Annotated in this window: 25 protein-coding genes and 5 tRNA genes; 9 read left to right on the top strand and 21 right to left on the bottom strand. The window is 41.5% G+C overall.

Going from position 1 to position 23,435, the window contains the following annotated elements:
- Positions 1–5 precede the first annotated feature (5 nt).
- From NQ505_RS16165 to NQ505_RS16105, 13 genes are all read right to left on the bottom strand, one after another.
- Entirely contained in the window at positions 6–455 is a 450-nt protein-coding gene (locus tag NQ505_RS16165) for a single-stranded DNA-binding protein (protein ID WP_004300206.1), read from the bottom strand.
- The gene (locus tag NQ505_RS16160) at positions 452–1,366 is read right to left on the bottom strand and encodes a hypothetical protein (protein WP_008999322.1); all 915 of its coding nucleotides are present in this window, start codon (positions 1,364–1,366) and stop codon (positions 452–454) included. The genes NQ505_RS16165 and NQ505_RS16160 overlap by 4 nt, the downstream gene beginning before the upstream one ends.
- A 5-nt stretch (positions 1,367–1,371) precedes the next feature.
- On the bottom strand, positions 1,372–2,154 hold the full coding sequence (locus NQ505_RS16155; protein WP_004300204.1) for a hypothetical protein: 783 nt from the start codon (positions 2,152–2,154) through the stop codon (positions 1,372–1,374).
- 236 nt (positions 2,155–2,390) lie between these two features.
- Positions 2,391–2,473, bottom strand: a tRNA-OTHER gene (locus tag NQ505_RS16150).
- Between the two features lie 101 nt (positions 2,474–2,574).
- Positions 2,575–2,641: transfer RNA gene (locus NQ505_RS16145), tRNA-OTHER, on the bottom strand.
- A 227-nt stretch (positions 2,642–2,868) separates the two neighbouring features.
- Positions 2,869–2,966: transfer RNA gene (locus tag NQ505_RS16140), tRNA-OTHER, on the bottom strand.
- 92 nt (positions 2,967–3,058) lie between these two features.
- Positions 3,059–3,129, bottom strand: a tRNA-OTHER gene (locus NQ505_RS16135).
- Positions 3,130–3,191: 62 nt separating this feature from the next.
- Positions 3,192–3,383: a hypothetical protein gene (locus NQ505_RS16130; protein WP_004300202.1), complete on the bottom strand. Its 192-nt coding sequence runs from the start codon at positions 3,381–3,383 to the stop codon at positions 3,192–3,194.
- On the bottom strand, positions 3,380–3,637 hold the full coding sequence (locus NQ505_RS16125) for a hypothetical protein (RefSeq protein ID WP_004300201.1): 258 nt from the start codon (positions 3,635–3,637) through the stop codon (positions 3,380–3,382). The genes NQ505_RS16130 and NQ505_RS16125 overlap by 4 nt, the downstream gene beginning before the upstream one ends.
- 17 nt (positions 3,638–3,654) lie before the next feature.
- Positions 3,655–3,861: a hypothetical protein gene (locus NQ505_RS16120; protein WP_004318833.1), complete on the bottom strand. Its 207-nt coding sequence runs from the start codon at positions 3,859–3,861 to the stop codon at positions 3,655–3,657.
- Positions 3,862–3,887: 26 nt separating this feature from the next.
- Positions 3,888–4,021, bottom strand: a tRNA-OTHER gene (locus NQ505_RS16115).
- 274 nt (positions 4,022–4,295) lie between these two features.
- Entirely contained in the window at positions 4,296–4,532 is a 237-nt protein-coding gene (locus tag NQ505_RS16110; RefSeq protein ID WP_004300198.1) for a hypothetical protein, read from the bottom strand.
- Between the two features lie 15 nt (positions 4,533–4,547).
- Positions 4,548–4,841: a hypothetical protein gene (locus NQ505_RS16105; RefSeq protein ID WP_008765982.1), complete on the bottom strand. Its 294-nt coding sequence runs from the start codon at positions 4,839–4,841 to the stop codon at positions 4,548–4,550.
- A gap of 153 nt (positions 4,842–4,994) precedes the next feature.
- Here NQ505_RS16105 and NQ505_RS16100 point away from each other — a divergent pair, with 153 nt between their 5' ends.
- From NQ505_RS16100 to NQ505_RS16090, 3 genes are read left to right on the top strand one after another with little or no spacing between them, the layout of a single operon-like run.
- Positions 4,995–5,390: a helix-turn-helix domain-containing protein gene (locus NQ505_RS16100; protein ID WP_008999321.1), complete on the top strand. Its 396-nt coding sequence runs from the start codon at positions 4,995–4,997 to the stop codon at positions 5,388–5,390.
- A 16-nt stretch (positions 5,391–5,406) separates the two neighbouring features.
- Complete coding sequence (locus NQ505_RS16095) at positions 5,407–5,985, top strand: hypothetical protein (RefSeq protein ID WP_259825621.1); 579 nt, start codon at positions 5,407–5,409, stop codon at positions 5,983–5,985.
- A gap of 7 nt (positions 5,986–5,992) precedes the next feature.
- Positions 5,993–6,460, top strand: a complete 468-nt coding sequence (locus NQ505_RS16090) for a hypothetical protein (protein WP_004300193.1) — start codon at positions 5,993–5,995, stop codon at positions 6,458–6,460.
- Here the strand turns inward: NQ505_RS16090 and NQ505_RS16085 are convergent.
- Positions 6,457–6,795, bottom strand: a complete 339-nt coding sequence (locus tag NQ505_RS16085) for a hypothetical protein (protein WP_004300192.1) — start codon at positions 6,793–6,795, stop codon at positions 6,457–6,459. The two genes, NQ505_RS16090 and NQ505_RS16085, sit on opposite strands and share 4 nt — an antisense overlap.
- 317 nt (positions 6,796–7,112) lie before the next feature.
- Between NQ505_RS16085 and NQ505_RS16080 the strand changes: the two genes are divergently transcribed.
- Complete coding sequence (locus NQ505_RS16080) at positions 7,113–7,325, top strand: hypothetical protein (RefSeq protein ID WP_004310918.1); 213 nt, start codon at positions 7,113–7,115, stop codon at positions 7,323–7,325.
- 22 nt (positions 7,326–7,347) lie between these two features.
- On the opposite strand, the gene NQ505_RS16075 is transcribed toward NQ505_RS16080, so the two are convergent.
- From NQ505_RS16075 to gnd, 4 genes are read right to left on the bottom strand one after another with little or no spacing between them, the layout of a single operon-like run.
- Complete coding sequence (locus tag NQ505_RS16075; RefSeq protein WP_008647212.1) at positions 7,348–8,298, bottom strand: Dyp-type peroxidase; 951 nt, start codon at positions 8,296–8,298, stop codon at positions 7,348–7,350.
- A gap of 46 nt (positions 8,299–8,344) precedes the next feature.
- Positions 8,345–9,076 (bottom strand): 6-phosphogluconolactonase, encoded by a 732-nt coding sequence (pgl, locus tag NQ505_RS16070; protein WP_004297828.1) that lies wholly within the window; start codon positions 9,074–9,076, stop codon positions 8,345–8,347.
- Positions 9,073–10,569 (bottom strand): glucose-6-phosphate dehydrogenase, encoded by a 1,497-nt coding sequence (gene zwf / locus NQ505_RS16065; RefSeq protein WP_032853567.1) that lies wholly within the window; start codon positions 10,567–10,569, stop codon positions 9,073–9,075. Before zwf ends, pgl begins: the two co-directional genes overlap by 4 nt.
- Positions 10,570–10,603: 34 nt before the next feature.
- Entirely contained in the window at positions 10,604–12,079 is a 1,476-nt protein-coding gene (gnd, locus tag NQ505_RS16060) for a decarboxylating NADP(+)-dependent phosphogluconate dehydrogenase (protein WP_032846467.1), read from the bottom strand.
- 109 nt (positions 12,080–12,188) lie between these two features.
- Here gnd and NQ505_RS16055 point away from each other — a divergent pair, with 109 nt between their 5' ends.
- The 5 genes from NQ505_RS16055 to NQ505_RS16035 all read left to right on the top strand — a co-directional run bounded on the left by NQ505_RS16055 (position 12,189) and on the right by NQ505_RS16035 (position 18,722).
- Complete coding sequence (locus NQ505_RS16055; protein ID WP_004297835.1) at positions 12,189–13,358, top strand: dicarboxylate/amino acid:cation symporter; 1,170 nt, start codon at positions 12,189–12,191, stop codon at positions 13,356–13,358.
- Between the two features lie 93 nt (positions 13,359–13,451).
- A complete protein-coding gene (gene gmd / locus NQ505_RS16050) occupies positions 13,452–14,522 on the top strand; it encodes a GDP-mannose 4,6-dehydratase (protein WP_004297836.1) in 1,071 nt (356 codons plus the stop codon).
- A gap of 19 nt (positions 14,523–14,541) precedes the next feature.
- Complete coding sequence (locus NQ505_RS16045; RefSeq protein ID WP_008999318.1) at positions 14,542–15,612, top strand: GDP-L-fucose synthase family protein; 1,071 nt, start codon at positions 14,542–14,544, stop codon at positions 15,610–15,612.
- Between the two features lie 253 nt (positions 15,613–15,865).
- Positions 15,866–17,524, top strand: coding sequence for an AMP-binding protein (locus NQ505_RS16040; RefSeq protein WP_004297838.1), 1,659 nt, complete (start codon positions 15,866–15,868; stop codon positions 17,522–17,524).
- A gap of 49 nt (positions 17,525–17,573) precedes the next feature.
- Positions 17,574–18,722: an LA_2272 family surface repeat-containing protein gene (locus NQ505_RS16035; RefSeq protein WP_008999317.1), complete on the top strand. Its 1,149-nt coding sequence runs from the start codon at positions 17,574–17,576 to the stop codon at positions 18,720–18,722.
- Between the two features lie 196 nt (positions 18,723–18,918).
- On the opposite strand, the gene NQ505_RS16030 is transcribed toward NQ505_RS16035, so the two are convergent.
- From NQ505_RS16030 to NQ505_RS16020, 3 genes are all read right to left on the bottom strand, one after another.
- The gene (locus NQ505_RS16030; RefSeq protein WP_004297844.1) at positions 18,919–20,913 is read right to left on the bottom strand and encodes a fructose-bisphosphatase class III; all 1,995 of its coding nucleotides are present in this window, start codon (positions 20,911–20,913) and stop codon (positions 18,919–18,921) included.
- 33 nt (positions 20,914–20,946) lie between these two features.
- Positions 20,947–22,611 (bottom strand): putative transporter, encoded by a 1,665-nt coding sequence (locus tag NQ505_RS16025; protein ID WP_008999316.1) that lies wholly within the window; start codon positions 22,609–22,611, stop codon positions 20,947–20,949.
- Positions 22,612–22,873: 262 nt separating this feature from the next.
- The gene (locus tag NQ505_RS16020) at positions 22,874–23,317 is read right to left on the bottom strand and encodes a hypothetical protein (protein ID WP_004306378.1); all 444 of its coding nucleotides are present in this window, start codon (positions 23,315–23,317) and stop codon (positions 22,874–22,876) included.
- Positions 23,318–23,435 lie beyond the last annotated feature (118 nt).

The following is a 23,435-nucleotide window of genomic DNA, read 5'->3' as shown; positions in this document are numbered from 1 at the left end:
ACCTATCAGAATGGCAAATCGTCCTTGGTCGGTGGTGGCGGTGGCGGGCACTCATTCACCGCACTTCGAGTCTGATTATTGGTGTGTTCCGGAAGAGGTGGCGGTGGTGGCGCTTGTTGAGGCTTAACAGAAAGCATCTCCATATTATCAACAAAAAGTTCTGTAATATACCGTTTGATTCCTCTGCTATCATCATAACTCCGAGTTCTTATCTTTCCTTCCAGATACAACTTGTCTCCCTTATGGACATACTTCTCAACAACATCGGCAAGACCACGCCAAACAACAATATTATGCCATTCAGTTCTTTCAGGAACCTGTGTTCCATTGGCAAGGGTATAACCTTTTTCAGTGGTGGCAAAGGAGAAAGTGGCCACTTTAGAACCAGCTTCCAAAATTCTAATATCGGGGTCTTTGCCAACGTGCCCGATAAGCATCAATTTGTTTAAACTCATGATTTATCCTCCCTTATTGTTACACGGATACTATCAGCTTTAGGAACTGTTTTGATATACTTAGAGTATAATTCTGGATAGTCAGCCTGAAACTTTTTAGTATCAAAATTGTCACTCGTAGAAGCGGGTGTATAACTAACTCGCAATCTTCCGGCATCCCATGACTTGACACCATTCTCACGCATAGCAGTTTTCAATTTTGCCTTATAATCTTTCTGAATCTTGGTTAGATCTGCAAGTTCTTCCTCAATCCCGATTATAGTATTTACAAGCTGCACTGGAATAAGTAACTTGTCATCATCAGGGGTAGGAACGGGAAGATTGGATAGATATTGCTCACCCTTCTTCTCGCATTCCATTAACTTCTTGACTTCTTTATCAGGCTTACGAGGAATTTCAACCAATTCATGTTTATCACCACGTACCCAAATGCCGAACAATTTATCAACTTTGAGTAATGGATTTTGAAGTTCAAAGAAATAAGCATAGATTGACAACTGCCAACTTAAATACTCCTTATCAAGATGAAGGGTAGTTTTGATGTCAACAAGACTAATTCTACCGGCTTTCTCCCAAACACAATCTATATTCGATGCAAAGTATTCGTTATCAGAAACGGTATATTCATTGGCAAGCGCCTTATATCCGGCATTTACCCTCATTCTGATATAATTCTCTGCTTCAATACTTTCAGGAGGTAAGCCTGTTACATCAGCAAACTGGCATTGAGCATGAATAAGGCTACCCTTCTCTGCAGCTCTCTTCAATACAAAATCGGGGACATCTTTATATTTGTCAGGGAACAACTGCCGGCTAATCATACCGGTTATACCTTGCAACTGTTTTTCACCGAGCATATAAGTGTGGTTTTCCTCATTGAAAACCACACTGGATTTCACTAATTCTATCATTATTATCAATTTCTAGGAGGATACGTTTTCTGCATGTCAATAGTTATGTTTCTGAACTCCTTATTATTGTGAAGTTCGGGATGTTCAGCCCAAACTCTCTCAAGCTCTTCGCGGCTTTTAACACCAGTCATTTGTTTAATTGCACGATCCAGGTCTACACCAGTATATACTTTGCCCGAAGCGTTTGAAGCAGAAACATTGGGAGCATATACTTTTTCCTTTGTATTACCATAAGCAAAACGAACGCGGTTTTTATTGTCCACAATAACAAGTAAAATAATCTCCTTTTGCTCGTTATAACCAATCTCTTTTACACTGAATTTGGTGTATAGAGCAGGAGAACCTGTTTTGCTCTGATATATTTCATTTTTCTCAAGTGGAATCCAAATGAAAGGACCCGTATAAAGTTCACGCCCAATTCCCCAGTTAAATCCTGCACGTTTAAAGGCGTCCGAAGCCTGCCCTTTCTCTTTTTCTGTGCTAGATTCTGTCCCAACATCCTGTTTACTCACCCATTCCTTCTTTTCATTATCCCAAATGGACAACGTACAGAATAGATTCCCATTAACGACATCATGGTGCCGTTTCCAGTTCATTTCTCCGAACACTTCATCAAGTATTCTCATGTCTACTCGAGCATCCTTGTATAATAGCAAGGAGCAGCCCGAACCGTCCGGTTTCATAGTACCAACCCTACATTCAATTTCAGAAGCTAGAAGCGGTCTGATAGAATTTTTCTTCTTCTCTTCATTCTGAACCGTTGATACAGTGTTTTTTCTCGCTGTCATAATTCTAATTTAATGGTTTGACTTTTAGCTCATTACATCAGTAAAGGTAATCGTTATTGACAAGTTTAGCAAACAGAAACTTCGCCATTTTAACGCCATTTTCAGGTAGTAAAAACTGCCTGTACGATATTGTACAGGCAGAAAAATAAGAAAATGAATAATCCAATGTACCTTATGGAACGGCTACGCTTTGAAGGGTGTACGGCTCCCTGATTTATACATAATGTAAATGCTAGTGGACGGAACCGGAGTCGAACCGGTCTCACGGAATATTGGTGCACCTCACCGCAGTTTCAACCAACGATATACATATCCGCCCGATTAATTAAAAAGGTGCACTATCTTCACAGACCATACACCCCAATCACAAACACAAAACAAAACTCATGAACTACTATAATTTAATTAGGATCAGAAGGGTGAATGGCGTGGGGATCGAACCCACATCACGCATATCTGCGTATGCTGCCAATTACACCAGCCATCCGTTTTAAGTGAACTATTCTCACGAACCATTCACCTAGAACACAAACACAAAATAAAACACGACATTAACTATTAAATAGCACTCTCACGAGCTTCTTGCTTCCGGATAGCCGTTCAAAGCACACCGGAATAGTATAGAACAATTAAAACTCAAATAACAGGGGCTTTAACCCTACAGCGTCCTTTTCGCTGGCAACATTAGTTAAACATAAAAAGAAAAATTCTCTGTGAAGGAACCCGGACTCGAACCGGGATGATAGATTACCTATGTATGACTTTCTTCAATCTATCTGCATACTTGCGTTTACCAATTCCGCCATTCCTTCAGGTCGTAGCCAGACGCTTCCGGCTACATTGATTGTATATATAATGCAAATATATTTTCACCCTCACGGGTTACTTAACTCTGATTGAGTTGAGCCGGGAAACGGATTCGAACCGCTGACCTCATGTAGAAACATGCGCTCTAACCAACTGGGCTATCCCGGCAGATGCCCGGCGAACCGGGCTAAATAAACATGACAAATACTAAAATTAAGCAATGCAGACCTTCACAGGCTATCCTTATTTTGTTTCCTATCTTCGTAGTATCGAAAACAGATATAATTCACTGATACGACAGTCACCAATACAAAAGCAGCAATAAATTCTTTCTTGCTAACTTCAATGCTATCTATAAGATACAGTGTTGTCCATAAGGCAATGAACATCATGGCATACTGTATCACTTTAATCTTTTTCATTTCTTCCGTTTTTTAGATTTAACTTTCCTTCCCGCACATCGGCAATGAAGTAATACTTGAGCAGCATTACAATGCCACTTGCCGTTTTGGACATTAGTGGGCTTATCACTTTCAATCTTACCCGCTTCTATAAGATTCATCAATTTCTTTTCCCCACCCACATAATACGCAGACTTATCTTTTCCAAACGTTTCTGTAGAAAACAGACGGAGAATATTATCTAGCAATATTTCAGCCATTTCACCTCTGATCATCTCAACAAGCAAGGTAGTTATGCAATTCTGGTTACTATAAACTGCATATTTTTTACATCTGACTTTGTTTTCCAAGCCATTCCTTCAGCTTTTTCTTTATAAAGCCGAGCATTCAATGTATTAGTTACAGACGGTTTCTGAACGATAGGAAATACTTCTATTGCACCAACATCCATACTCCGTAATACATCAATTACGTTACGTCTCTGAATATCCTTTTCCATACAATCTAATTTTAAATTAAACATTGAAGCGATGAGCGGATTCGAACCGCCGACCTCTGCTTGTGGTGCTCTTCCGTTAAGCTAAGAGTATTTCTTGAGAGACTCGAACTCTCAACCATCCACCACACACAGCGCTCTAACCTGCCTGAGCTACATCACCTTTATATACATAAAGCAAATACCTCGATTTGCCGACAAACGTCTAACTGATTTAGTTTTACAACGATACGGCTTGACCATTAACCACAGCATTATATCGTTGAGAAGCCCGCCTACGTCAGTAATCCCTTTCAGCACGTGTCGGCTTCCAAAACACCATTTTACCAATATGTCAAAGAACTCTTCTCTGTTGTTCCCAGTCTCCCTTCAAGGGCAGGCTCAAAGACCGGACTGGGTACCGGATAACCGGCGGTTTGGTTTGACTTTAGTGAGGGTTAGAGAATACTTTGGTTGTTCTTCAAAACTATGTCCATTAAGTTTCGTTGCGATTCAATAAATTTCTTCAAATCATCACATTGGGAAACTTTCTCTCTATAAAATCCACGTTCTGATTCTAAATCTCGTTTGAGTTTTTCATTTTCACCTCTCAAAGAGCTGATCAACGCGTCTCGTTCTTCAATCACAGCTTCATATTTGTCTCGCTGTATTTCTAGTTCGGTTCTTTTATCCATTGTTGTATAATTTGATTAATCTCCGACGTAATGTGCACCGTAATGAGTACTATTTGGGTTGTAGTAAGCGGAAGCGGGAATATTAAGGTTATTATATTCCTTGCTAGGTGTAGCTTTGGCAGTCTTGCTCATAGCTTCATGTCTTTCAGCTAAAAATTTATCAGTTCTTGATTTCACTGCTTCCGGTGAGAAACTTTCTTGGAGTTTTGCGAAGCTCCATGCAGATTTTAAACACTCTGAAAATGTTTTTCCACCCTTCTTGTAATTGCGGTGTGCAGACTTCATTATTTGTGATAAATTGTAGCTCATAATCGTTATTTTTTAATTGGTTTTATCAATCATTTTTTGTATGTTTGTATGATTGATTGATTTATGATGCAAATATAAACGTATTTACGTTAATTGCGAAACATAAAACTTGATAAATAATCGTATTTACGTTAATTAACTATTAATATAGATATGGCTGAAACAAGCGTAAACGAAAAAATTAGAGAGATTATCTCTTATTATAAGCTGTCAGACAGGCAGTTTTCCATTAAAATTGGGGTAACCCAATCGGTGATTGGTTCTATGTTTCAAAAAAACACAGAACCTTCCTCTAAAGTAATTAGGCTCACATTAAACGCATTTACGGATATTTCAGCAGATTGGTTACTACGCAATAAAGGTCCAATGCTGATTTCAGATATCAAACCTGATCCAAATATTGAACGCATGGAACGTTTAGTTGATACAATAGCAACCCTTCAGGGGACTATAAATGAGCAGATGAAAACAATTCAACTATTCACTGAAGAGAACCAAAAACTGAAAGGCGAATTAGCTATGTTGAAGAATGAACGTAATATAGGATAAATAAACACATTAACGAATGAAAAAGATACTGTTAATACTAATGCTTTTTACTCCTATTATAACATGGGGACAAAAAAGTGATTTGATTAAATTCTTAGATGCATGTAAGACTTTTGAATTTGAAGAATCTAAAGAAATTATTTCTAAATATTCTTTTAATCTAGGAAATATGTATGATTTACTAAATTATGAAGAGCCAACAAGTATATTATTTGATACAGATACATTAAATATTAAAGGATATAAAGCAATACTTAACTCTAAAATAAAAAACAAAGCACGACAATATATTGACAAAAAGATGATAGTAGTAATGTATTTGAATAAGGAAAATAGCCTTTGGTGTGTTGAAATGTTCAGGGAAGCAACAGACCCGAATAAAGAATACAAGATATCTAAACAAGATGTAGATTCCGGCAAATTTTACACTAAAAAACAATATGTATATAGAAATCTTGCATATTGGGCAATAAGTTCCGGTAAACTAAATGAAGCTATAAAATACATGAATATAGCTGAAGAAGAGGCTGCCAAAGTAAATGATACAAAATTCAACATCGATTCACAAAAAGAGGTATTGAGAAAAATAATTTAATTATTATATGTGCCAAATTAGAACTGCACCACCCAAAGATGAAAGAGAATATCCTTTAGTTATAACGGCTGAAGAAAAGGATAAAGTATTAAATTATATTTTGGTTGTAGCAAACGGGAAAAGAACAGCTAAACTAAATTATAAAGATATACCAGACCTTAGGATCAGTAAAGAACAATATGAAATAGTTTTAGAGGAGTTCAAAAATAGGAGATTTATTGACTATAAAGGATATGGTATTGAATATCTTACGTTGAATTTTGAAATATTCAATTTTGCAGAAAAAGGGGGATTCACTGTTGAAAGAGACTTATATATATTAAGTTTTGATACATTTCAAATGCAGCTAGAACGATTAGAAAAGGAGTTAAGCCCTGATACAGCAGCAAAAGTTGATGATGTTGTCGGAAAAGCCAAAAATATAACTGAACTACTGATAGGGCTCTCTGCTCTAGCTGAAAAAATGAATCTCTAAGATTTATTATCAGGATCAGTTAATAGGAACTCCAATATAGAAGCTGCACGAAGCAGTCTTGAAGCATATAGAGTTGCATCTGCATCCGGGTTGTATTGATAACGCCTAGTCTGAAACTTTTTAAAAGTAACAAAGCCACTAGACATATCATTAGCAAGTGTTTTCAAGCTTGATATAGTTTCTTTTACATTTTGGTCATAAGACATTTTTATACGCATACGAGCGGAATCATCCACTTTTGCACAACACTGGGGATAAAAGGCTGTTGCATTATCTTCTTTAGAAGATTGTTTTTTACTTATCCTTCTTAGGACATTTTTTAATAACGATTTCATAAACGCACTATTTTAGTTTGACAATGCGCAAATATAATATTTAAAGTAATATAAAATATGAAATATAGAAATCTTGATAGTACATAAAACATCAAATGGTCGAATTATAGTCGAACCATAAAAAAAAGCAGGACTATATAATTGATATACAGAATATACAACTAGATTTCCAAAAATGTGTCTAGTTTAGTTTTTGTGTTAATAGCTCCCTCGTCGGCGGACGAACTAGGGAGCTATTTTTTTTATTTATTACAGGAATATAATTGCACAAAATATACATATTTTCCATAACTTTGCAGCGACAAAGGATCACACAAATGGAATATAGCGTAGAAGAACTAAAAAGTGCATTAATAGAGAAATGCGAGAGTGAAGGTATCCTGTATGCAACGGTTGCAATGGACCGTCGTACTAAAGAAATGATTCTTCCTGATACTTTACAAGGAGCTCTGAAACATCCGGAATTCTTCGTATGTACCTGCAAGAAAGTAAAAGACCAATATGTAGTGGAGGAGATTACTAAAGTGTAATACTCCCCCAGTCTTTTATTTTTTATTCGCCCAGTTCACCTAGCAAATCGTAGGAAGGAGCAAAGAAAAGTGTTCCCGTAACTGCTGTACTAAAGTCCAGTAAACGGTCGGTATTGCCTACCGGATTGCCAATAAACATACTTTCCAACATCTGCCGGGTAGTAGTGAACGTACTTGCATAGCCGATGAAGTAAGTACCATATTCTCCTTTAGATGTATTGGCGAACGGCATATTGGCACGCACTATTTTCAGGTCATCACCAATATTAGTGACGGCATTATGCGCATTTTGAGGTTTCTCCTCGTCAGACAGTTCGACATCGTTAAACTTACGACGCCCGATCACTTTCTCCTGTTCTTCCACAGGCAAGGAGTTCCACGCAACCATATCGTGAATATACTTCTGTACAAAGACATAGCTGCCTCCTGCAAAATCAGCATCTTCCTCTCCTACAACTGCAAAATGATAGGGATTCTCATCAACCGCCGGATTCTCCGTTCCATCCACAAAGCCGATAATGGCTTTGCCATCCATATATCTGAAACCGTGAGTTTCGTCGACAGGTTCAACCACGCCTTGAAGTTTCTCATCGATGATAGATGCAAACTCAAAACATAATCCCATCTGTTTTGCACGGATATGAAACAATAAGTCGCCCGGAGTAGAAACTGCCGTATGCTTCTCGCCTTTTATCTCTTCGAAAGTTTTCAGTTCTTTGGGTTTTCCCTGTTCCGGGAAAAGACGGCTCCAGGCATCGGCTCCAAATCCCATGGTACAACTGAACATCATATCAGGAAAACGGTTACGCATACTGCGAATCAGGGCCGAGAAATTGGCACACACATCTTTTACTTTGTCAAGAGTTTCAGGCGAATCTTTTAAAGTATAAACAATAAAAATAACATTTTCGCCTTGTTTCCCCGCTACGTCTTGTGGGATATTACCACCAAATGAATGTTGATAAGGATTCATATTTTTCTTTTTTTTCTATTAGTTTCGTCAATGAAATAGTTCTGTTCTAACTCATCTTTTTATTAGGATCTTCAATATATGCGGCAGCCCCTTTATCCATAAACAGTTCTACATTTTGCGCATGATGAGCCACATAGGCTGCGGGACCAGTGTCTCCCGAATTACAGATTTCTTCTACTACATCGGCTTTGTTTTTTCCGGTAATCAGGAAAATGACATAGCGGGCATTCTGAATGGGGTATCCCGTCATTGCGATACGCTTCTGCCCGTTACGGGGATGTGCACTGACCACATAAATAGAGTTTGAAGTCAGCAAATCTTCTTGCCCGGGAAAGATCGAAGAAGTGTGTCCGTCATCTCCGGCTCCCAACAGTATAATATCGAATTCCGGCCAACCACGCTTAAACGGCACTTGCTGCCGGACTAACTCCGAATAACGAACCGCCTCTTTCGCAGGCTTTGCCTCTCCACGGATACGGAATACATTCTCATAGAGAATAGGAGTGATACCCAAAAGAAGGTTGCGCATCATTCCGTAATTACTGTCCGAATCATCGGGAGGCACACAACGTTCATCCACCCAATAAATCCGCATACGGTCCCAAGGGGTAATTTCCATATATTCATTCGCCCATAAATCGAACATCAGAGCAGGGGTATTACCACCACTAACTGCGATATTGAACACTCTGTCCGGCTCTTCATTCATGATTTCCACCAGGCGGAGTATCAATGCTCGTGAAGTTTCAATTGATGAGGGAAAAACTGATAGTTTCATAATTCACAATATTGATCTGTATTTGTCAAATTCTTACAAGGATTCGTCCAGTCAGCCCCATGTTCGTGCATCATTGCTTCGCTTTCCAAAGGTCCCCACGTACCTGCGGGATAACCGTAAAGAGGCGCATCGGGGTTATCTTTCCAATAGCGGAGCACCGGATCGAAGAATTTCCATGAGGCTTCTACTGCATCACTTCGAGTAAATAAAGTCGGATCGCCCTGGATACAATCATCTATCAGACGGGCATAAGCGTCACCACTAGGCACACCGCCCAACTGTGCATAACTGAAATCCATCGTCACCTGGCGGACTTCGAAACCTGCACCGGGGACTTTCATTCCGATTTTGAGCACAATTCCTTCATTCGGTTGCAAACGAAGGATCAATTTATTAGCCCGTGGACAGTTGCCACCGGCACAATGAAACATCTGGTGAGGTGTTTCCCGGAAATGAACAACGATTTCCGTTACTTTCGTCGGCATTTGTTTACCTGTACGAATGTAGAACGGAACGCCACTCCAGCGCCAGTTACTAATGCCCAGTTTCATGGCAATATAAGTTTCCGTGCGCGAATCGGGAGCCACTCCTTTTTCTTCACGGTATCCTTTTTTACTACCGGAGGCTGTATATTGTCCGCGAACAATATGTTCATTTAAATCGACATCATTCAATGGAGTAAGAGATTCGTAGACCTTCACTACTTCATTACGGAAATTGTCTGCATTGAAAACAGCAGGCGGTTCCATAGCTGTAAGGGCCACAAGCTGTATCAGATGATTCTGCACCATATCCCGCAGCGCACCTGCCGTTTCATAGAACCCGCCTCGTTGCTCGATACCCAGATTTTCTACGGCTGTAATTTCTACGTAGTCAATATAGTTACGATTCCAGAGAGGTTCGAAGATACCGTTGGCAAAACGGAAAGCCAGTACATTCTGGGCCGTTTCCTTACCGAGAAAATGGTCGATACGGTAAATTTGATGCTCATTGAAAACAGAGGCATACGTTTTATTCAGTTCAAGTGCCGACTCGAGATCATAACCGAAAGGTTTCTCAACGATGATGCGCGAGTGGGGAGTGTTAAGTCCGGCAGCTTTCAAATAGAGGGGCACTACTCCGTAAAGTGATGGCGGAGTGGCAAGATAGAACAGCAGATTGTCCGGATCTACCTCATTAGTCAATTCAACCAGACGTTGGCGGAGTTGCGGGTAACCTTCTTCTTTTGCCGGGTCCATCGGTAAATAGTAGAGATGGGAGACAAATGAAGCCATAAGAGCTGTGTCCTGTTCTTCGGACTTGACGAACTGTTGTAGTTCTTCTAATATATAGGAACGGTAGTTATCGTCAGAATAGACCGTACGCCCGATACCCAATATGGAAAACTCTCCGGTCAACCGTTTTTCACGGTAGAGGGAGTAAAGGGCAGGCATCAGCTTACGCTTGGTCAAATCACCTGACGCACCGAAAATTATCATTGCAAATTTATCCACTTTATTAATTTCTAAATATGAATTATAGGTTTACTCAAACATTATAGGTGCCCGATTTCGTATCTCCTCCGTGACCTGTCCAGTTCTCGTGGAAGAACTGTCCGCGCAACTCATCCTTACGCTCAAAAGTGTGCGCACCGAAATAATCGCGTTGTGCCTGCACAAGGTTGGCGGGCAGATCGGCAGAAGTAAGCGAATAGAAATAGTTGAGGGCAGAGGAGAAAGCAGGAACGGGAAGTTCTTCTTTCATGGATTCCGCCACCAGGCTCTTCCATCCGGGAAGCAATGTCTTCATTTCTTCTTTAAAATAAGGAGCCAACAACAAGTGTTTAGGCTTGTCGGTGGCTTCGAAGGCAGCTGCAATATCGTTCAGGAATATACTGCGGATGATGCATCCTCCACGCCACATACGCGCAATGGAAGCCAGGTCGAGATGCCAGCCGAAAGCGTCGGAAGCACGTTGCAACACGGCGAATCCCTGGGCATAAGAGACGAGTTTGGAAGCATAAAGAGCAGAAAAGATATTCTTTACGAGTTCCGCCTTATTATATATAGGTTGTGTATGTTGACACTGGAATTGCTTGGAAGCCAGGTGACGCAAGTCTTTCTGTGAAGAAAGGCTTCGTTCGAATACCGCCGTGGCAATTAGCCCTAACGGCATACCGAGTTCCATCGCATTGATAACCGACCATTTTCCGGTTCCTTTCTGTCCGGCTGCATCCAGGATTTTATCAATGAGATAACCTCCGGATTTGTCTTTATGCCGCAAAATGTTGGCGGTGATTTCGATCAGATAACTTCGAAGTTTACCTTCGTTCCAACGGGCAAAGACATCAGCCATTTCCTCATTGGTCAGATCAAGCAACTTTTTCATCACCCAATAGGCTTCGGCGATCAGTTGCATATCACCATATTCGATACCGTTGTGAATCATCTTCACAAAATGACCGGAGCCGGCAGGACCCACCCATTGACAACAAGGAGTGCCGTCCGGTGCTTTTGCCGCAATACTTTGAAGAATCGGCTTCACTTCCGGCCAAGCTTTTTCCGAGCCACCAGGCATGATAGAAGCTCCATTCAAGGCTCCCTCTTCACCACCGGACACACCGCTACCGACGAAAAGAAATCCCTTTGATTCCGCCAGTTGGACACGGCGGTTCGTATCTTCGTAATTAGAATTACCGCCATCAATAAGGATATCTCCCGGTGAAAGCAGCGGGAAAAGCTGATCCATCAGTTCGTCAACCGGACTTCCGGCACGAACCATCATCATAATCTTACGGGGAATAGCTATCGAATCTACAAATGCCTTTATATCTGTAAATCCTTCGATGTTTTTACCTTTTGCACGACCATTCAGGAAGCGTTCTACCACCCCCTCTTCTACTCCGGGAACAGTACGGTTATAAACCGACACGTGCCATCCCTTACTCTCCATGTTTAAAGCAAGATTCTCGCCCATCACAGCCAAGCCGATAAGTCCGATATCTGTTTTATTCTGATTTGCCATAACTTGTATATTTTGAATATTCTTTATCTTAGTAACATTTGAAATGCACATTTGTTCGCAATATTTTAGATTAAAATATTATTTTTGTGGTCTACAAATAAAATCAAGGATGAAGAAGATCAAAATCGGTTTGTTGGCACGCATCGTTATCGCCATCATTTTGGGTATTGCCATCGGCACAGTTTTCCCGGCTCCGCTAGTGCGAATATTTGTTACGTTCAATGGCATTTTCAGTGAATTTCTCAATTTCTCTATCCCATTGATTATCGTCGGACTGGTTACTGTGGCTATTGCCGACATCGGAAAAGGTGCAGGAAAAATGCTACTCGTGACAGCTTTGATCGCCTACTTCGCTACTCTTTTTTCAGGCTTTCTCTCCTACTTCACAGGAGTCACAGTATTTCCTTCGCTCATCGAACCGGGTGCACCACTTGAAGAAGTAAGCGAAGCGCAGGGAATCCTCCCCTACTTCTCCGTCTCCATTCCGCCACTGATGAACGTAATGACAGCTCTGGTTTTAGCTTTTACACTGGGGTTAGGACTAGCGTCACTCAACAGCGACGCATTGAAAAATGTGGCACGTGATTTTCAGGAAATTATCGTACGAATGATAAGTGCCGTCATTCTACCGTTGCTGCCGCTTTACATCTTCGGCATATTCCTCAACATGACACATTCGGGACAAGTATATTCTATCCTGATGGTGTTTATTAAAATTATCGGAGTCATCTTCGTTCTTCATATTTTCCTGTTGGTTTTTCAGTATTCCATTGCGGCATTGTTTGTGCATAGAAATCCATTCAAATTGCTTAGCAAAATGCTGCCCGCTTACTTCACGGCATTGGGTACACAATCATCTGCAGCCACCATTCCCGTGACGCTGGAACAGACCAAAAAGAACGGAGTATCTGCTGAAGTAGCCGGATTTGTGATTCCACTATGTGCCACCATCCATCTATCGGGCAGTACACTGAAAATTGTAGCCTGCGCACTGGCATTGATGATGATGCAGGGAATGCCGTTCGACTTCCCCCTGTTTGCCGGGTTTATCTTTATGCTGGGTATCACTATGGTAGCTGCTCCGGGAGTTCCGGGTGGAGCAATCATGGCTTCCCTGGGGATTCTGCAATCCATGCTCGGTTTCGACGAATCGGCACAGGCTTTGATGATTGCGCTTTACATCGCCATGGATAGTTTCGGTACTGCCTGCAATGTGACGGGAGACGGAGCTATCGCTTTGATTATCGACAAAATAATGGGAAAAAACCGTGCTGAATGACTGTGCTGAAAAATAATTGGAAAGTCACTTGGCTGGGTCACAAAAAATGCCGACATTTGCACCCACATTTTCAATTATATAAATAATTAGCGTATGAAAAAAGCCCTAATTTCAGGCATCACCGGGCAAGATGGTTCTTATCTTGCCGAATTTCTATTGCAAAAAGGTTACGAAGTACACGGTATACTCCGTCGTTCTTCTTCGTTCAATACAGGACGTATTGAACATTTGTATTTTGACGAGTGGGTGCGCGACATGAAACAGAAACGTACGATTAATCTGCATTATGGGGATATGACAGATTCTAGTTCGTTAATTCGTATTATTCAACAGGTGCAACCGGATGAAATCTACAATCTCGCAGCTCAAAGCCACGTGAAGGTTTCGTTCGACGTTCCGGAATACACTGCCGAAGCAGATGCTATCGGTACGTTGCGTATGCTCGAAGCTGTACGCATCCTGGGACTGGAAAAGAAAACCCGCATCTATCAGGCTTCTACTTCCGAATTGTTCGGTAAGGTGCAGGAAGTTCCACAAAAAGAGACAACTCCATTCTATCCCCGTTCTCCGTATGGGGTAGCCAAACAATATGGTTTCTGGATTACTAAAAACTACCGCGAAAGCTATGGTATGTTTGCAGTAAACGGTATTTTGTTCAATCACGAGAGCGAACGCCGTGGTGAGACGTTCGTTACCCGTAAAATTTCGCTTGCTGCCGCACGTATCGCACAGGGCGAACAGGACAAACTGTACCTGGGTAACCTGGATTCTCTTCGCGACTGGGGATATGCCAAGGATTACATCGAATGTATGTGGCTGATCCTGCAACATGATGTTCCCGAAGATTTCGTTATTGCTACTGGAGAAATGCACACGGTGCGCGAATTCGCAACGTTAGCATTCAAAGAAGCAGGGATCGAGCTTCGTTGGGAAGGTGAAGGCGTAAATGAAAAAGGTATCGACGTAGCTACCGGAAAATCTCTGGTAGAAGTTGATCCGAAGTATTTCCGTCCATCGGAAGTAGAACAATTGCTGGGCGACCCGACTAAAGCTAAAACACTGTTGGGCTGGGATCCACGTAAAACATCATTCGAAGAACTGGTAAGTATCATGGTTCGCCACGATATGGAGAAAGTGAGACGAATGATTGCTACCAAACATTAAAACTTGCTTTACTAATAGAATGGAAAAGAATGCAAAGATATATGTAGCAGGACACCGCGGACTTGTGGGATCTGCTATCTGGAAGAATTTGCAGGATAAAGGATACACCAATCTGGTAGGCCGCACTCACAAAGAGCTTGATCTGCTGGATGGCACGGCTGTCCGTAATTTTTTCGATGAAGAACAACCGGAATATGTATTCCTTGCTGCTGCCTTTGTGGGTGGTATCATGGCGAACAGCATCTACCGCGCCGACTTTATCTATAAGAATCTGCAAATTCAACAGAATATCATCGGAGAGAGCTTCCGTTACCATGTAAAGAAGTTGCTCTTCCTGGGTAGCACGTGTATTTATCCACGTGACGCCGAACAGCCGATGAAGGAAGATGTATTGCTTACTTCACCGTTGGAATATACCAACGAGCCGTATGCAATCGCTAAAATTGCCGGACTGAAAATGTGCGAAAGTTTCAACCTGCAATATGGAACGAACTACATCGCTGTGATGCCGACAAACCTTTACGGACCGAATGATAATTTCGACTTGGAACGCAGTCATGTACTGCCTGCCATGATCCGAAAGATTCATCTGGCACACTGTCTGAAAAAAGGAAACTGGGAAGCTGTACGCAAGGATATGAACCTGCGTCCGGTGGAAGGCGTAAATGGCGACAGTCCGAAAGAAGAAATCCTGGCTATTCTGCAAAAATACGGAATCAGCGAAACAGAAGTCACTCTTTGGGGTACAGGTACTCCACTCCGCGAGTTCCTTTGGAGCGAAGAAATGGCAGATGCCAGCGTCTTCGTAATGGAGCACGTAGACTTCAAAGATACCTATAAAGAAGGCAGCAAAGATATCCGCAACTGCCACATCAATATCGGCACCGGTAAGGAAATCACCATCCGTCAGCTGGCCGAACGTATTGTAGAAACTGTAGGGTATCAAGGAAAACTGACCTTCGACAGCAGCAAACCGGACGGCACTATGCGCAAGCTGACCGATCCTTCGAAACTGCACTCTTTGGGGTGGCACCATAAAATTGAAATCGAGGAAGGCGTACAAAGAATGTACGAATGGTACTTGAAATAAGAATTTAAAGAATCAATCAATATGCTATGAGCAGAATTATTTTTGCTTATAGCATATTTTTTTTTGATTATAGCATAATGATTTTTGGTTATAGCATAATGAAATTAGCTATAAGCATAATCTTTCCTCCTACCAGCCTGTCGCAATCTCACTACATCGCCCTTCCCCCATTTCCAAAAATTCTTCCCTCTTAATTCTTCATTCTTAATATAATTGCTATATTTGCACAAATTAATACCAAATGTGCAAAACAATGGAACAAAGTTTTATAGCCTACATTGAGAATAGTATCAAAAATAATTGGGACCTGGATGCCCTGACCGATTATAAAGGTGCAACTTTACAGTATAAAGACGTAGCTCGCAAGATCGAAAAACTCCATATCATTTTTGAAGAAAGTGGAATCCGCAAAGGAGATAAGATTGCTGTTTGCGGAAGAAACAGCTCTCATTGGGGAGTCACTTTCCTTGCTACACTGACGTATGGGGCAGTTGTTGTACCCATCCTCCATGAATTTAAAGCGGACAATATACATAACATCGTCAACCATTCCGAAGCAAAATTACTGCTTGTAGGAGATATGGTATGGGAAAACCTGAATGAGTCGGCAATGCCGCTACTGGAGGGTATCCTGATGATGAACGACTTCACCCTGCTAGTGTCACGCAGCGAACGACTGACTTATGCACGCGAACACCTGAACGAAATGTTCGGCAAAAAATATCCGAAGAATTTCCGCACAGAGCACATCGCTTATCATAAGGATGAACCGGAAGAACTGGCTGTTATCAATTATACTTCAGGAACAACAAGTTACTCGAAAGGAGTAATGCTCCCCTATCGCAGTCTGTGGTCGAATACCAAATTTGCTTTTGAAGTATTAGACCTGCAAGCCGGAGATAAGATCGTATCCATGCTCCCTATGGCACACATGTACGGACTGGCTTTCGAATTCCTTTATGAGTTCTCCGTAGGTTGCCACATCTACTTCCTTACTCGCATGCCGAGTCCGAAAATCATTTTCCAGGCTTTCGAAGAGGTGAAACCTAATCTGATTGTTGCCGTACCGCTTATCATCGAAAAAATCATCAAGAAGAGCGTGCTTCCGAAATTGGAAACTCCTGCAATGAAGATCTTACTAAAAGTGCCTATCATCAACGACAAGATAAAAGCAACGGTACGCGAAGAAATGATTAAAGCATTTGGCGGAAACTTCAAAGCTGTTATTGTAGGAGGTGCTGCTTTCAATCAGGAAGTAGAACAGTTCTTGAAAATGATTGATTTCCCTTATACAGTAGGATATGGAATGACGGAATGTGGTCCGATTATCTGTTACGAGGATTGGAGAAGATTCAAACCGGGTTCATGCGGAAAAGCTGTACCACGTATGGATGTGAAAGTTTTGTCATCTGATCCCGAGAACATTGTTGGCGAAATCGTATGTAAGGGTCCAAATGTGATGTTGGGATATTACAAAAATGAAGAAGCTACCCAAGAAGTTATCGACAAAGACGGATGGCTGCATACAGGTGACCTGGCTTTGATGGATGCCGAAGGAAATGTTACGATCAAAGGACGCAGCAAGAACCTGTTATTGAGTGCCAGCGGACAGAATATCTATCCGGAAGAAATTGAAGATAAATTGAACAACCTGCCATACGTGGCTGAAAGTATTATCGTTCAGCAAAACGAAAAACTTGTCGGACTTGTTTATCCTGATTTTGACGACGCTTTCGCTCATGGCCTGAAGAATGAAGACATCGAGCAAATAATGGAAGAAAACCGTGTGGCACTGAATGATACGCTACCGGCTTACAGCCAAATATCCAAGATGAAAATCTATCCGGAAGAATTCGAAAAGACACCGAAGAAAAGCATCAAACGTTATTTATATCAGGAAGCAAAAGGCTAATATAAAGTTAGCTGCATAGAGATATAACTTAAACCGAAAAGAGAAAAGAATGAAGATAAAGAAAACAATATTCACGGCAGCTATACTAATGGCTGCCGTTTGTTTACCGGCACAGAACAAGAGTGCAGGTATTAATATATCTATCTGGAAAGATATTTGTACGCAACCGCATGACAGTACACAGACGACTTATGTGAACATCGGTCTCCTGTCTACAATGAATCGCTTGAACGGTGTAGGTATCAATGCATTGGGAAGTGTGGTACATGGTGACATGAACGGAGTACAGATCACCGGATTAGCCAATCTGGCAGGTGGAACAATGAGGGGTGTCCAGCTGGCCGGTATCAGTAATATCAGCGGTAACAACACCGTAGGACTTTCTGCTGCCGGACTGGTAAATATCACCGGCGACAGAACGCAGGGAGTAATCATATCCGGTTTAACCAGTATCGGAGGAGATAATACCTCGGGGTTAATGATTAGCGGTTTCATGAATGTGACGGGCAATATGGCTTCGGGGCTACACTTTTCCGGAGCGGCAAATATTACAGGGCAGAGCTTCGGCGGCTTGATGGCTTCCGGGCTTTTGAATGTAGTAGGCGAACACATGAACGGCTTGCAGATGGCAGGAATTGCCAATATAACCGCATCGAAACTGAATGGGGTGCAAATGGCATTATGTAATTATGCAACGCAGGCCCGCGGGCTTCAAATTGGCCTTGTCAATTATTACAAGGAAGATATGAAGGGATTCCAACTCGGATTGGTTAATGCGAATCCTGATACAAGAGTACAAATGATGGTGTATGGTGGAAATGCTACGCCTGTCAATATAGGCGTACGCTTCAAGAACCAATTGTTTTATACCATTCTGGGAATCGGCTCCATGTATCAGGGATTGAATGATAAGTTTTCGGCAAGTGCATCCTATCGTGCCGGCTTGTCCTTCACTCTTTACAAAGGCTTATCCATCAGCGGAGACCTTGGCTACCAGCATATCGAGGCGTTCAATAACAAAGACGAGGTAATTCCGAAACGTTTATATGCATTGCAGGCACGTGCCAATCTGGAATATCAATTTACCAGGAAGTTCGGTATCTTTGCAACAGGTGGTTATGGGTTAACCAGATTCTATAATAAATCAAGCAATTACGATAAAGGAGCGATTATAGAAGCAGGTATTGTTCTTTTCTAATTATGAATCCTGCGTATATAGTATATATCCTCTTGCTTTACTAAAAATATTTCGTCCCATAATTGTTTCCTTTTAGTTCCATATCTGTGGAATGAAAGAGAAACAATTATGGGACGAAAAGATAACAGTTGTGGAACGAATCACTCGATGCACTAAAAGTTATTAAATTTTATATTGCAAAGAAATAGCATTCATTTCACACTTTTTCTTTTATCAGACCAGTACGATAAGCAACAAGCAATTTCTTCAAATCCTGTATTTGAGTCACCAGTTCTTTTCCCTTATCGGTATCTTTCACCATCATTCGTTGCGAATTAAATTCGAGAACGAAGTTGGTCGATTTGATATCAAGCCCCTCTTCAATGGCTTTCTGACGAGACTGGAAGGGTTCGTGCTGTACGAGTTGCATACCATGAGAATGATAAACAAGCGTATATCCCGCAATTCCCGTTTCCGGCTGATAAGCTTTTGAAAAACCACCATCAATAACAAAAAGCTTGCCATTGGCTTTCATAGGTTGTTCTCCCTGAATCGTCTTCACAGGCACATGACCGTTGATAATATGCGAATGAGGCCCTGAAGCTCCAAACTCTGTCAAAATCTGGTCACAAATATCTTCCCGGTTACGCAATGTGTAATAATAGCCTTTCTTTTCTTTATGTAACTCTTTATCTTCTACAAAATAGCGCTCAAAAGTCGCCATCTTATCTTTATCGAACAAAGGAGCTTCCGGACCACACCACATATACCAGATATAATCCATAGCAAATTCCTTATCCTCCTCTCCTTCTTCATCGAAATAAGCGGTACGGATCAATTGATCGGCTTTATCCAGTAATTTGTGTCCCCAGTATTCCTTACCACGTATTTTGACATGTTTAAAGCTGCCATCCTCATTCAGAGGAACAGAAGCATGATAAAGAAGATTCGAGTTTGAAACCAGATACATGCCGCCATAGGTAAACAGACAACGCATGTGCTTCTTCAATTTCTCACTATTCATAAATGAATAATGAATCTTTTCTACCAATTCGCGTTCTTCTTCAGTCAGTCGGTAAGGATCTGCCGGGTCTACAGTCGGGAAGTTGGTATCACGCAAAGCATATTCTTTTCCTTCATATACAAAGACGCCGCGTTCAAAATCAATCTTCTCCAGAAGTTTACGATTAGCCATTCCGAATTCCGGACGGCGGTCGATGATTTCAGCTTCCAGCTTAAACTGGATAATGGTAATGGCTTTATGCATTTGAGTAATCAAACGCAAAGTCTTCTCATTATAATGAGCATCGGCAAAGTTCATTTTCGGCATGAAGATTGTGCAAGGATCATCGGCATACGTATCCATTGCAAAAGTAGCCAATGGAAGCAAATTGATTCCGTATCCGTCTTCAAGTGTACCCAGATTACCATAGCGCATGGACATACGTATCACGTTAGCGATACAACTATCATTACCGGAAGCTGCTCCCATCCAAAGAATATCATGATTTCCCCATTGAATATCGAAGTTGTGGTAATTACACAATGTATCCATAATGATATGTGCACCGGGACCACGGTCGTAAATATCACCTACGATATGAAGAGAATCAATAGTCAAACGCTGAATCAGATTACACATAGCGATAATGAAATCGTCGGCACGCTTCGTAGTGATAATCGTGCTGATAATTACATTAATATAAGCATGCTTATTCGGTTCGATAGACGATTCGTGCAATAACTCCTGAATGATATAAGAGAATTCGGCAGGTAGTGATTTACGAACCTTCGAACGGGTATATTTGGAAGACACATTCTGGCAGACTTTCACCAGTTGGTTCAGCGTAATCAGATACCAATCGTCCAGATCCTTTTCACGGGCCTTCACCAATTGGAGTTTCTCTTCGGGATAGTAAATCAACGTGCAGATTTCTTTCTTTTCAGCTTCACGAAGAGTGTTGCCGAATATTTCATTTACTTTACGTTTTACCGCACCGGAAGCATTTTTCAGTACATGCTGAAAAGCTTCATATTCTCCATGAATATCAGTCAGGAAATGTTCTGTCCCTTTAGGTAGATTTAAGATAGCCTCTAAGTTGATTATTTCCGTACTGGCATCGGCAATGGTAGGAAAACTTCGGGAAAGCAGTTGCAGGTAACGGAGATCACTCACAATGCTTTCAGGAGTTATGTTACTTTGAGCAGTCATTCTATTTACTATTTTACTATTTACAATTATTTCTCAATTCAACAAGAACATTAACAACACTTGAGCGATAATTACCCGCAGGAACATACACAGCGGATAAACAGTCGCGTAGGCTACGGATGGGTTGTCGCCGGGAATTGTATCGTTTACATAGTTCAGTGCCATCGGATTTGCCATACTTCCGCACAACATACCAGATACAGTGCCGAAATCAATCTTCATCATCTTGAAAGCCACAACCCCCACCAGTACGGTTGGAATAATAGTCAATCCGGCTCCTAAAGCGATCCATAACAAACCTTCCGGACGGAATACGGTGTCGAAAAAATGAGCTCCGGCATCCAGTCCCAGACAAGCAAGGTACATGGAAAGTCCTAAGGCACGCAGCATCAGATTCGCGCTACGGGTGGTATAAGTAATCATGTGTATCCGCGGTCCAAAAGTTCCCAGAAGGATACCAACGATAATCGGTCCACCCGCTAATCCCAGCTTCACAGGAGTACTGACACCCGGAAAAGAGAAAGGAATCGCCCCCAATGCCAAACCGAGTACGATGCCGATAAACACAACAACCAGATTGGGTTCTTTCAAACTTTTTACAGCATTTCCAAGTACTTTCTCCACATTCTGAATAGCAGCAGCCTCTCCCACTACCGTCAGGCGGTCTCCTAATTGAAGTACCAATCCCGGAGTAGCAAGCAACTGCACACCCGACCGGTAAACGCGACTGATGTTAATCCCATAATGATTTCTCAACCGGAGTGAACCGAGTTTCTTACCATTCAGTTCAGGGCGGGTAACGACAATACGTTGCGAAATCAATTCACTATCAATCGCATTCCAGTCAATGTCCTCTTTATTCCAATCCGTATTTTCCTGTTCACCAAAAAGCACGGTCAAGGCCAAAGCATCTTTCTCCGCAGTTACCACCAGCAAACGGTCACCTTCCTTCAATATCTTGTCAGAAGTCGGAATACTTACATGTCCGTCACGCCATAAGCGGGAGATGACAAACTTCGGGTAACTCATGCGAGCTATATCCTTGATGCTTTTATTGAAAATAGCAGGATTGTGTACTTGAAACGCTGCAATGTAGGTTTTGTTCGCATCGTCTTTCTCTTTTATCTCCAAGTCTTCTTTGCGAACCAACACTTTGCGAATTAATAAAACGGCAAGGATTACACCAACTACCCCCATCGGATAGGCTACCGCACATCCTAAAGCAGGAGTACTGCTGTCCATTCCCATCTGTTTCAATGTTTGTTGTGCAGCTCCCAACGCCGGAGTATTCGTCGTTGCTCCACAAAGGATACCAACCATATCAGGAAGAGAGACACCTGTCGCATAACTGGCCACCACCGTCAACAATGTTCCCAACAGAACAACTCCCAATGCCAGCATATTCAATGTCACCCCTCCTTTGCGGAAAGAGCTAAAGAAACCGGGACCGACTTGCAAACCGAGAGAATAAACGAAAATGACCAGTCCGAAACTTTCTGCGTAGTTCAACATCTGCGGATCGACCGAAAGCCCGAGATGGCCGGCGAGGATGCCTGCAAAAAAAACAAAAGTGACTCCCAGGGAAACTCCCCAGAAATGCACTCTTCCCAAGCCCAGACCAATGGCAGAAATCAATGAAAGTACCACAACAGCCTGTAAGGCAGAATGTTCGAGAAATAGACTATATAACCACTCCATGTATATAAAAACTAATAGGGCGCAAAGATAAAAACTATTTAGTCCGGTTCAAAACTTTTAAGCTTTCATTTCGCGCCCTATTTATACCCTGAATCATATATCCTGAAATCTTATTGATTACCCTTTTACTCCGTTACCTATTATTTTGTTCCTAATAACTATCCTATTTCTATCTTAACTATCTTATCCTTCTCTTTTCACCTGCATCTTGTTATCCCTCAAACGATCTTTTTCCCTCTGTTTCTTTCCGTTTTATCTTTCATCATTTCCCCTGAAACTCCACAAAGTTATTTCGTCCGTCCAGATAACCGCTTAACCTGTTTCCACCGATGTACACATCATCCAGGTATGAAACATCATTCGGTCCGTATGACATACGAATGGAAGTCTGCGCATAATTCTCCCAGCTCCAACGGAAATTATATTCATACTGCTCTACTGTCCCGTTAGGATATTCCACCCGTATATAGTCAATTCCCGTACGATCTAAAAAGAAATCCAGTTCCTGACGGCAATAGTTACCGTCCATGTCCCGGTAGAAACTAACCCAGGTACGGCTACACAAATCAGCCGAACGATTATAGTATCCTGCACCATTATTATCATCATCATAGAAACTGTCTATTTCCACTTCGCAAGAGGTAAAACTTACCATCAATATAGCCATCAAAGCCAAACCGAAGTATTTAAATGTGTTCGTTTTCATATTCCTTTATTTTTAACGGTTCTCTAATTATTATCTATCATTTATCTTTCGATAGAACAAAAGTAGAGAATGAATTTTCCTTATGAAACTGAAAACTCCTACTTATCGGGAGGAAATT

The organism is Bacteroides sp. D2, from assembly GCF_025147085.1.
GTDB lineage: Bacteria > Bacteroidota > Bacteroidia > Bacteroidales > Bacteroidaceae > Bacteroides.
This window is presented reverse-complemented; position numbering and strand designations above follow the sequence as displayed.

Excerpts from the sequence above, each read along its gene's own strand:
- NQ505_RS16030 (WP_004297844.1), bottom strand. The coding sequence starts at position 20,913 with ATGACTGCTCAAAGTAACATAACTCCTGAAAGCATTGTGAGTGATCTC.
- NQ505_RS16090 (WP_004300193.1), top strand. The coding sequence starts at position 5,993 with ATGTGCCAAATTAGAACTGCACCACCCAAAGATGAAAGAGAATATCCT.
- NQ505_RS16155 (WP_004300204.1), bottom strand. The coding sequence starts at position 2,154 with ATGACAGCGAGAAAAAACACTGTATCAACGGTTCAGAATGAAGAGAAG.
- NQ505_RS16110 (WP_004300198.1), bottom strand. The coding sequence starts at position 4,532 with ATGGATAAAAGAACCGAACTAGAAATACAGCGAGACAAATATGAAGCT.
- NQ505_RS16025 (WP_008999316.1), bottom strand. The coding sequence starts at position 22,611 with ATGGAGTGGTTATATAGTCTATTTCTCGAACATTCTGCCTTACAGGCT.
- NQ505_RS16120 (WP_004318833.1), bottom strand. The coding sequence starts at position 3,861 with ATGGAAAAGGATATTCAGAGACGTAACGTAATTGATGTATTACGGAGT.
- NQ505_RS16095 (WP_259825621.1), top strand. The coding sequence starts at position 5,407 with ATGAAAAAGATACTGTTAATACTAATGCTTTTTACTCCTATTATAACA.
- gnd (WP_032846467.1), bottom strand. The coding sequence starts at position 12,079 with ATGGCAAATCAGAATAAAACAGATATCGGACTTATCGGCTTGGCTGTG.
- NQ505_RS16040 (WP_004297838.1), top strand. The coding sequence starts at position 15,866 with ATGGAACAAAGTTTTATAGCCTACATTGAGAATAGTATCAAAAATAAT.
- NQ505_RS16085 (WP_004300192.1), bottom strand. The coding sequence starts at position 6,795 with ATGAAATCGTTATTAAAAAATGTCCTAAGAAGGATAAGTAAAAAACAA.
- NQ505_RS16160 (WP_008999322.1), bottom strand. The coding sequence starts at position 1,366 with ATGATAGAATTAGTGAAATCCAGTGTGGTTTTCAATGAGGAAAACCAC.
- NQ505_RS16080 (WP_004310918.1), top strand. The coding sequence starts at position 7,113 with ATGGAATATAGCGTAGAAGAACTAAAAAGTGCATTAATAGAGAAATGC.
- NQ505_RS16045 (WP_008999318.1), top strand. The coding sequence starts at position 14,542 with ATGGAAAAGAATGCAAAGATATATGTAGCAGGACACCGCGGACTTGTG.
- NQ505_RS16100 (WP_008999321.1), top strand. The coding sequence starts at position 4,995 with ATGGCTGAAACAAGCGTAAACGAAAAAATTAGAGAGATTATCTCTTAT.
- NQ505_RS16035 (WP_008999317.1), top strand. The coding sequence starts at position 17,574 with ATGAAGATAAAGAAAACAATATTCACGGCAGCTATACTAATGGCTGCC.
- NQ505_RS16125 (WP_004300201.1), bottom strand. The coding sequence starts at position 3,637 with ATGATCAGAGGTGAAATGGCTGAAATATTGCTAGATAATATTCTCCGT.
- NQ505_RS16075 (WP_008647212.1), bottom strand. The coding sequence starts at position 8,298 with ATGAATCCTTATCAACATTCATTTGGTGGTAATATCCCACAAGACGTA.
- NQ505_RS16165 (WP_004300206.1), bottom strand. The coding sequence starts at position 455 with ATGAGTTTAAACAAATTGATGCTTATCGGGCACGTTGGCAAAGACCCC.
- NQ505_RS16055 (WP_004297835.1), top strand. The coding sequence starts at position 12,189 with ATGAAGAAGATCAAAATCGGTTTGTTGGCACGCATCGTTATCGCCATC.
- gmd (WP_004297836.1), top strand. The coding sequence starts at position 13,452 with ATGAAAAAAGCCCTAATTTCAGGCATCACCGGGCAAGATGGTTCTTAT.
- pgl (WP_004297828.1), bottom strand. The coding sequence starts at position 9,076 with ATGAAACTATCAGTTTTTCCCTCATCAATTGAAACTTCACGAGCATTG.
- NQ505_RS16020 (WP_004306378.1), bottom strand. The coding sequence starts at position 23,317 with ATGAAAACGAACACATTTAAATACTTCGGTTTGGCTTTGATGGCTATA.
- NQ505_RS16105 (WP_008765982.1), bottom strand. The coding sequence starts at position 4,841 with ATGAGCTACAATTTATCACAAATAATGAAGTCTGCACACCGCAATTAC.
- NQ505_RS16130 (WP_004300202.1), bottom strand. The coding sequence starts at position 3,383 with ATGAAAAAGATTAAAGTGATACAGTATGCCATGATGTTCATTGCCTTA.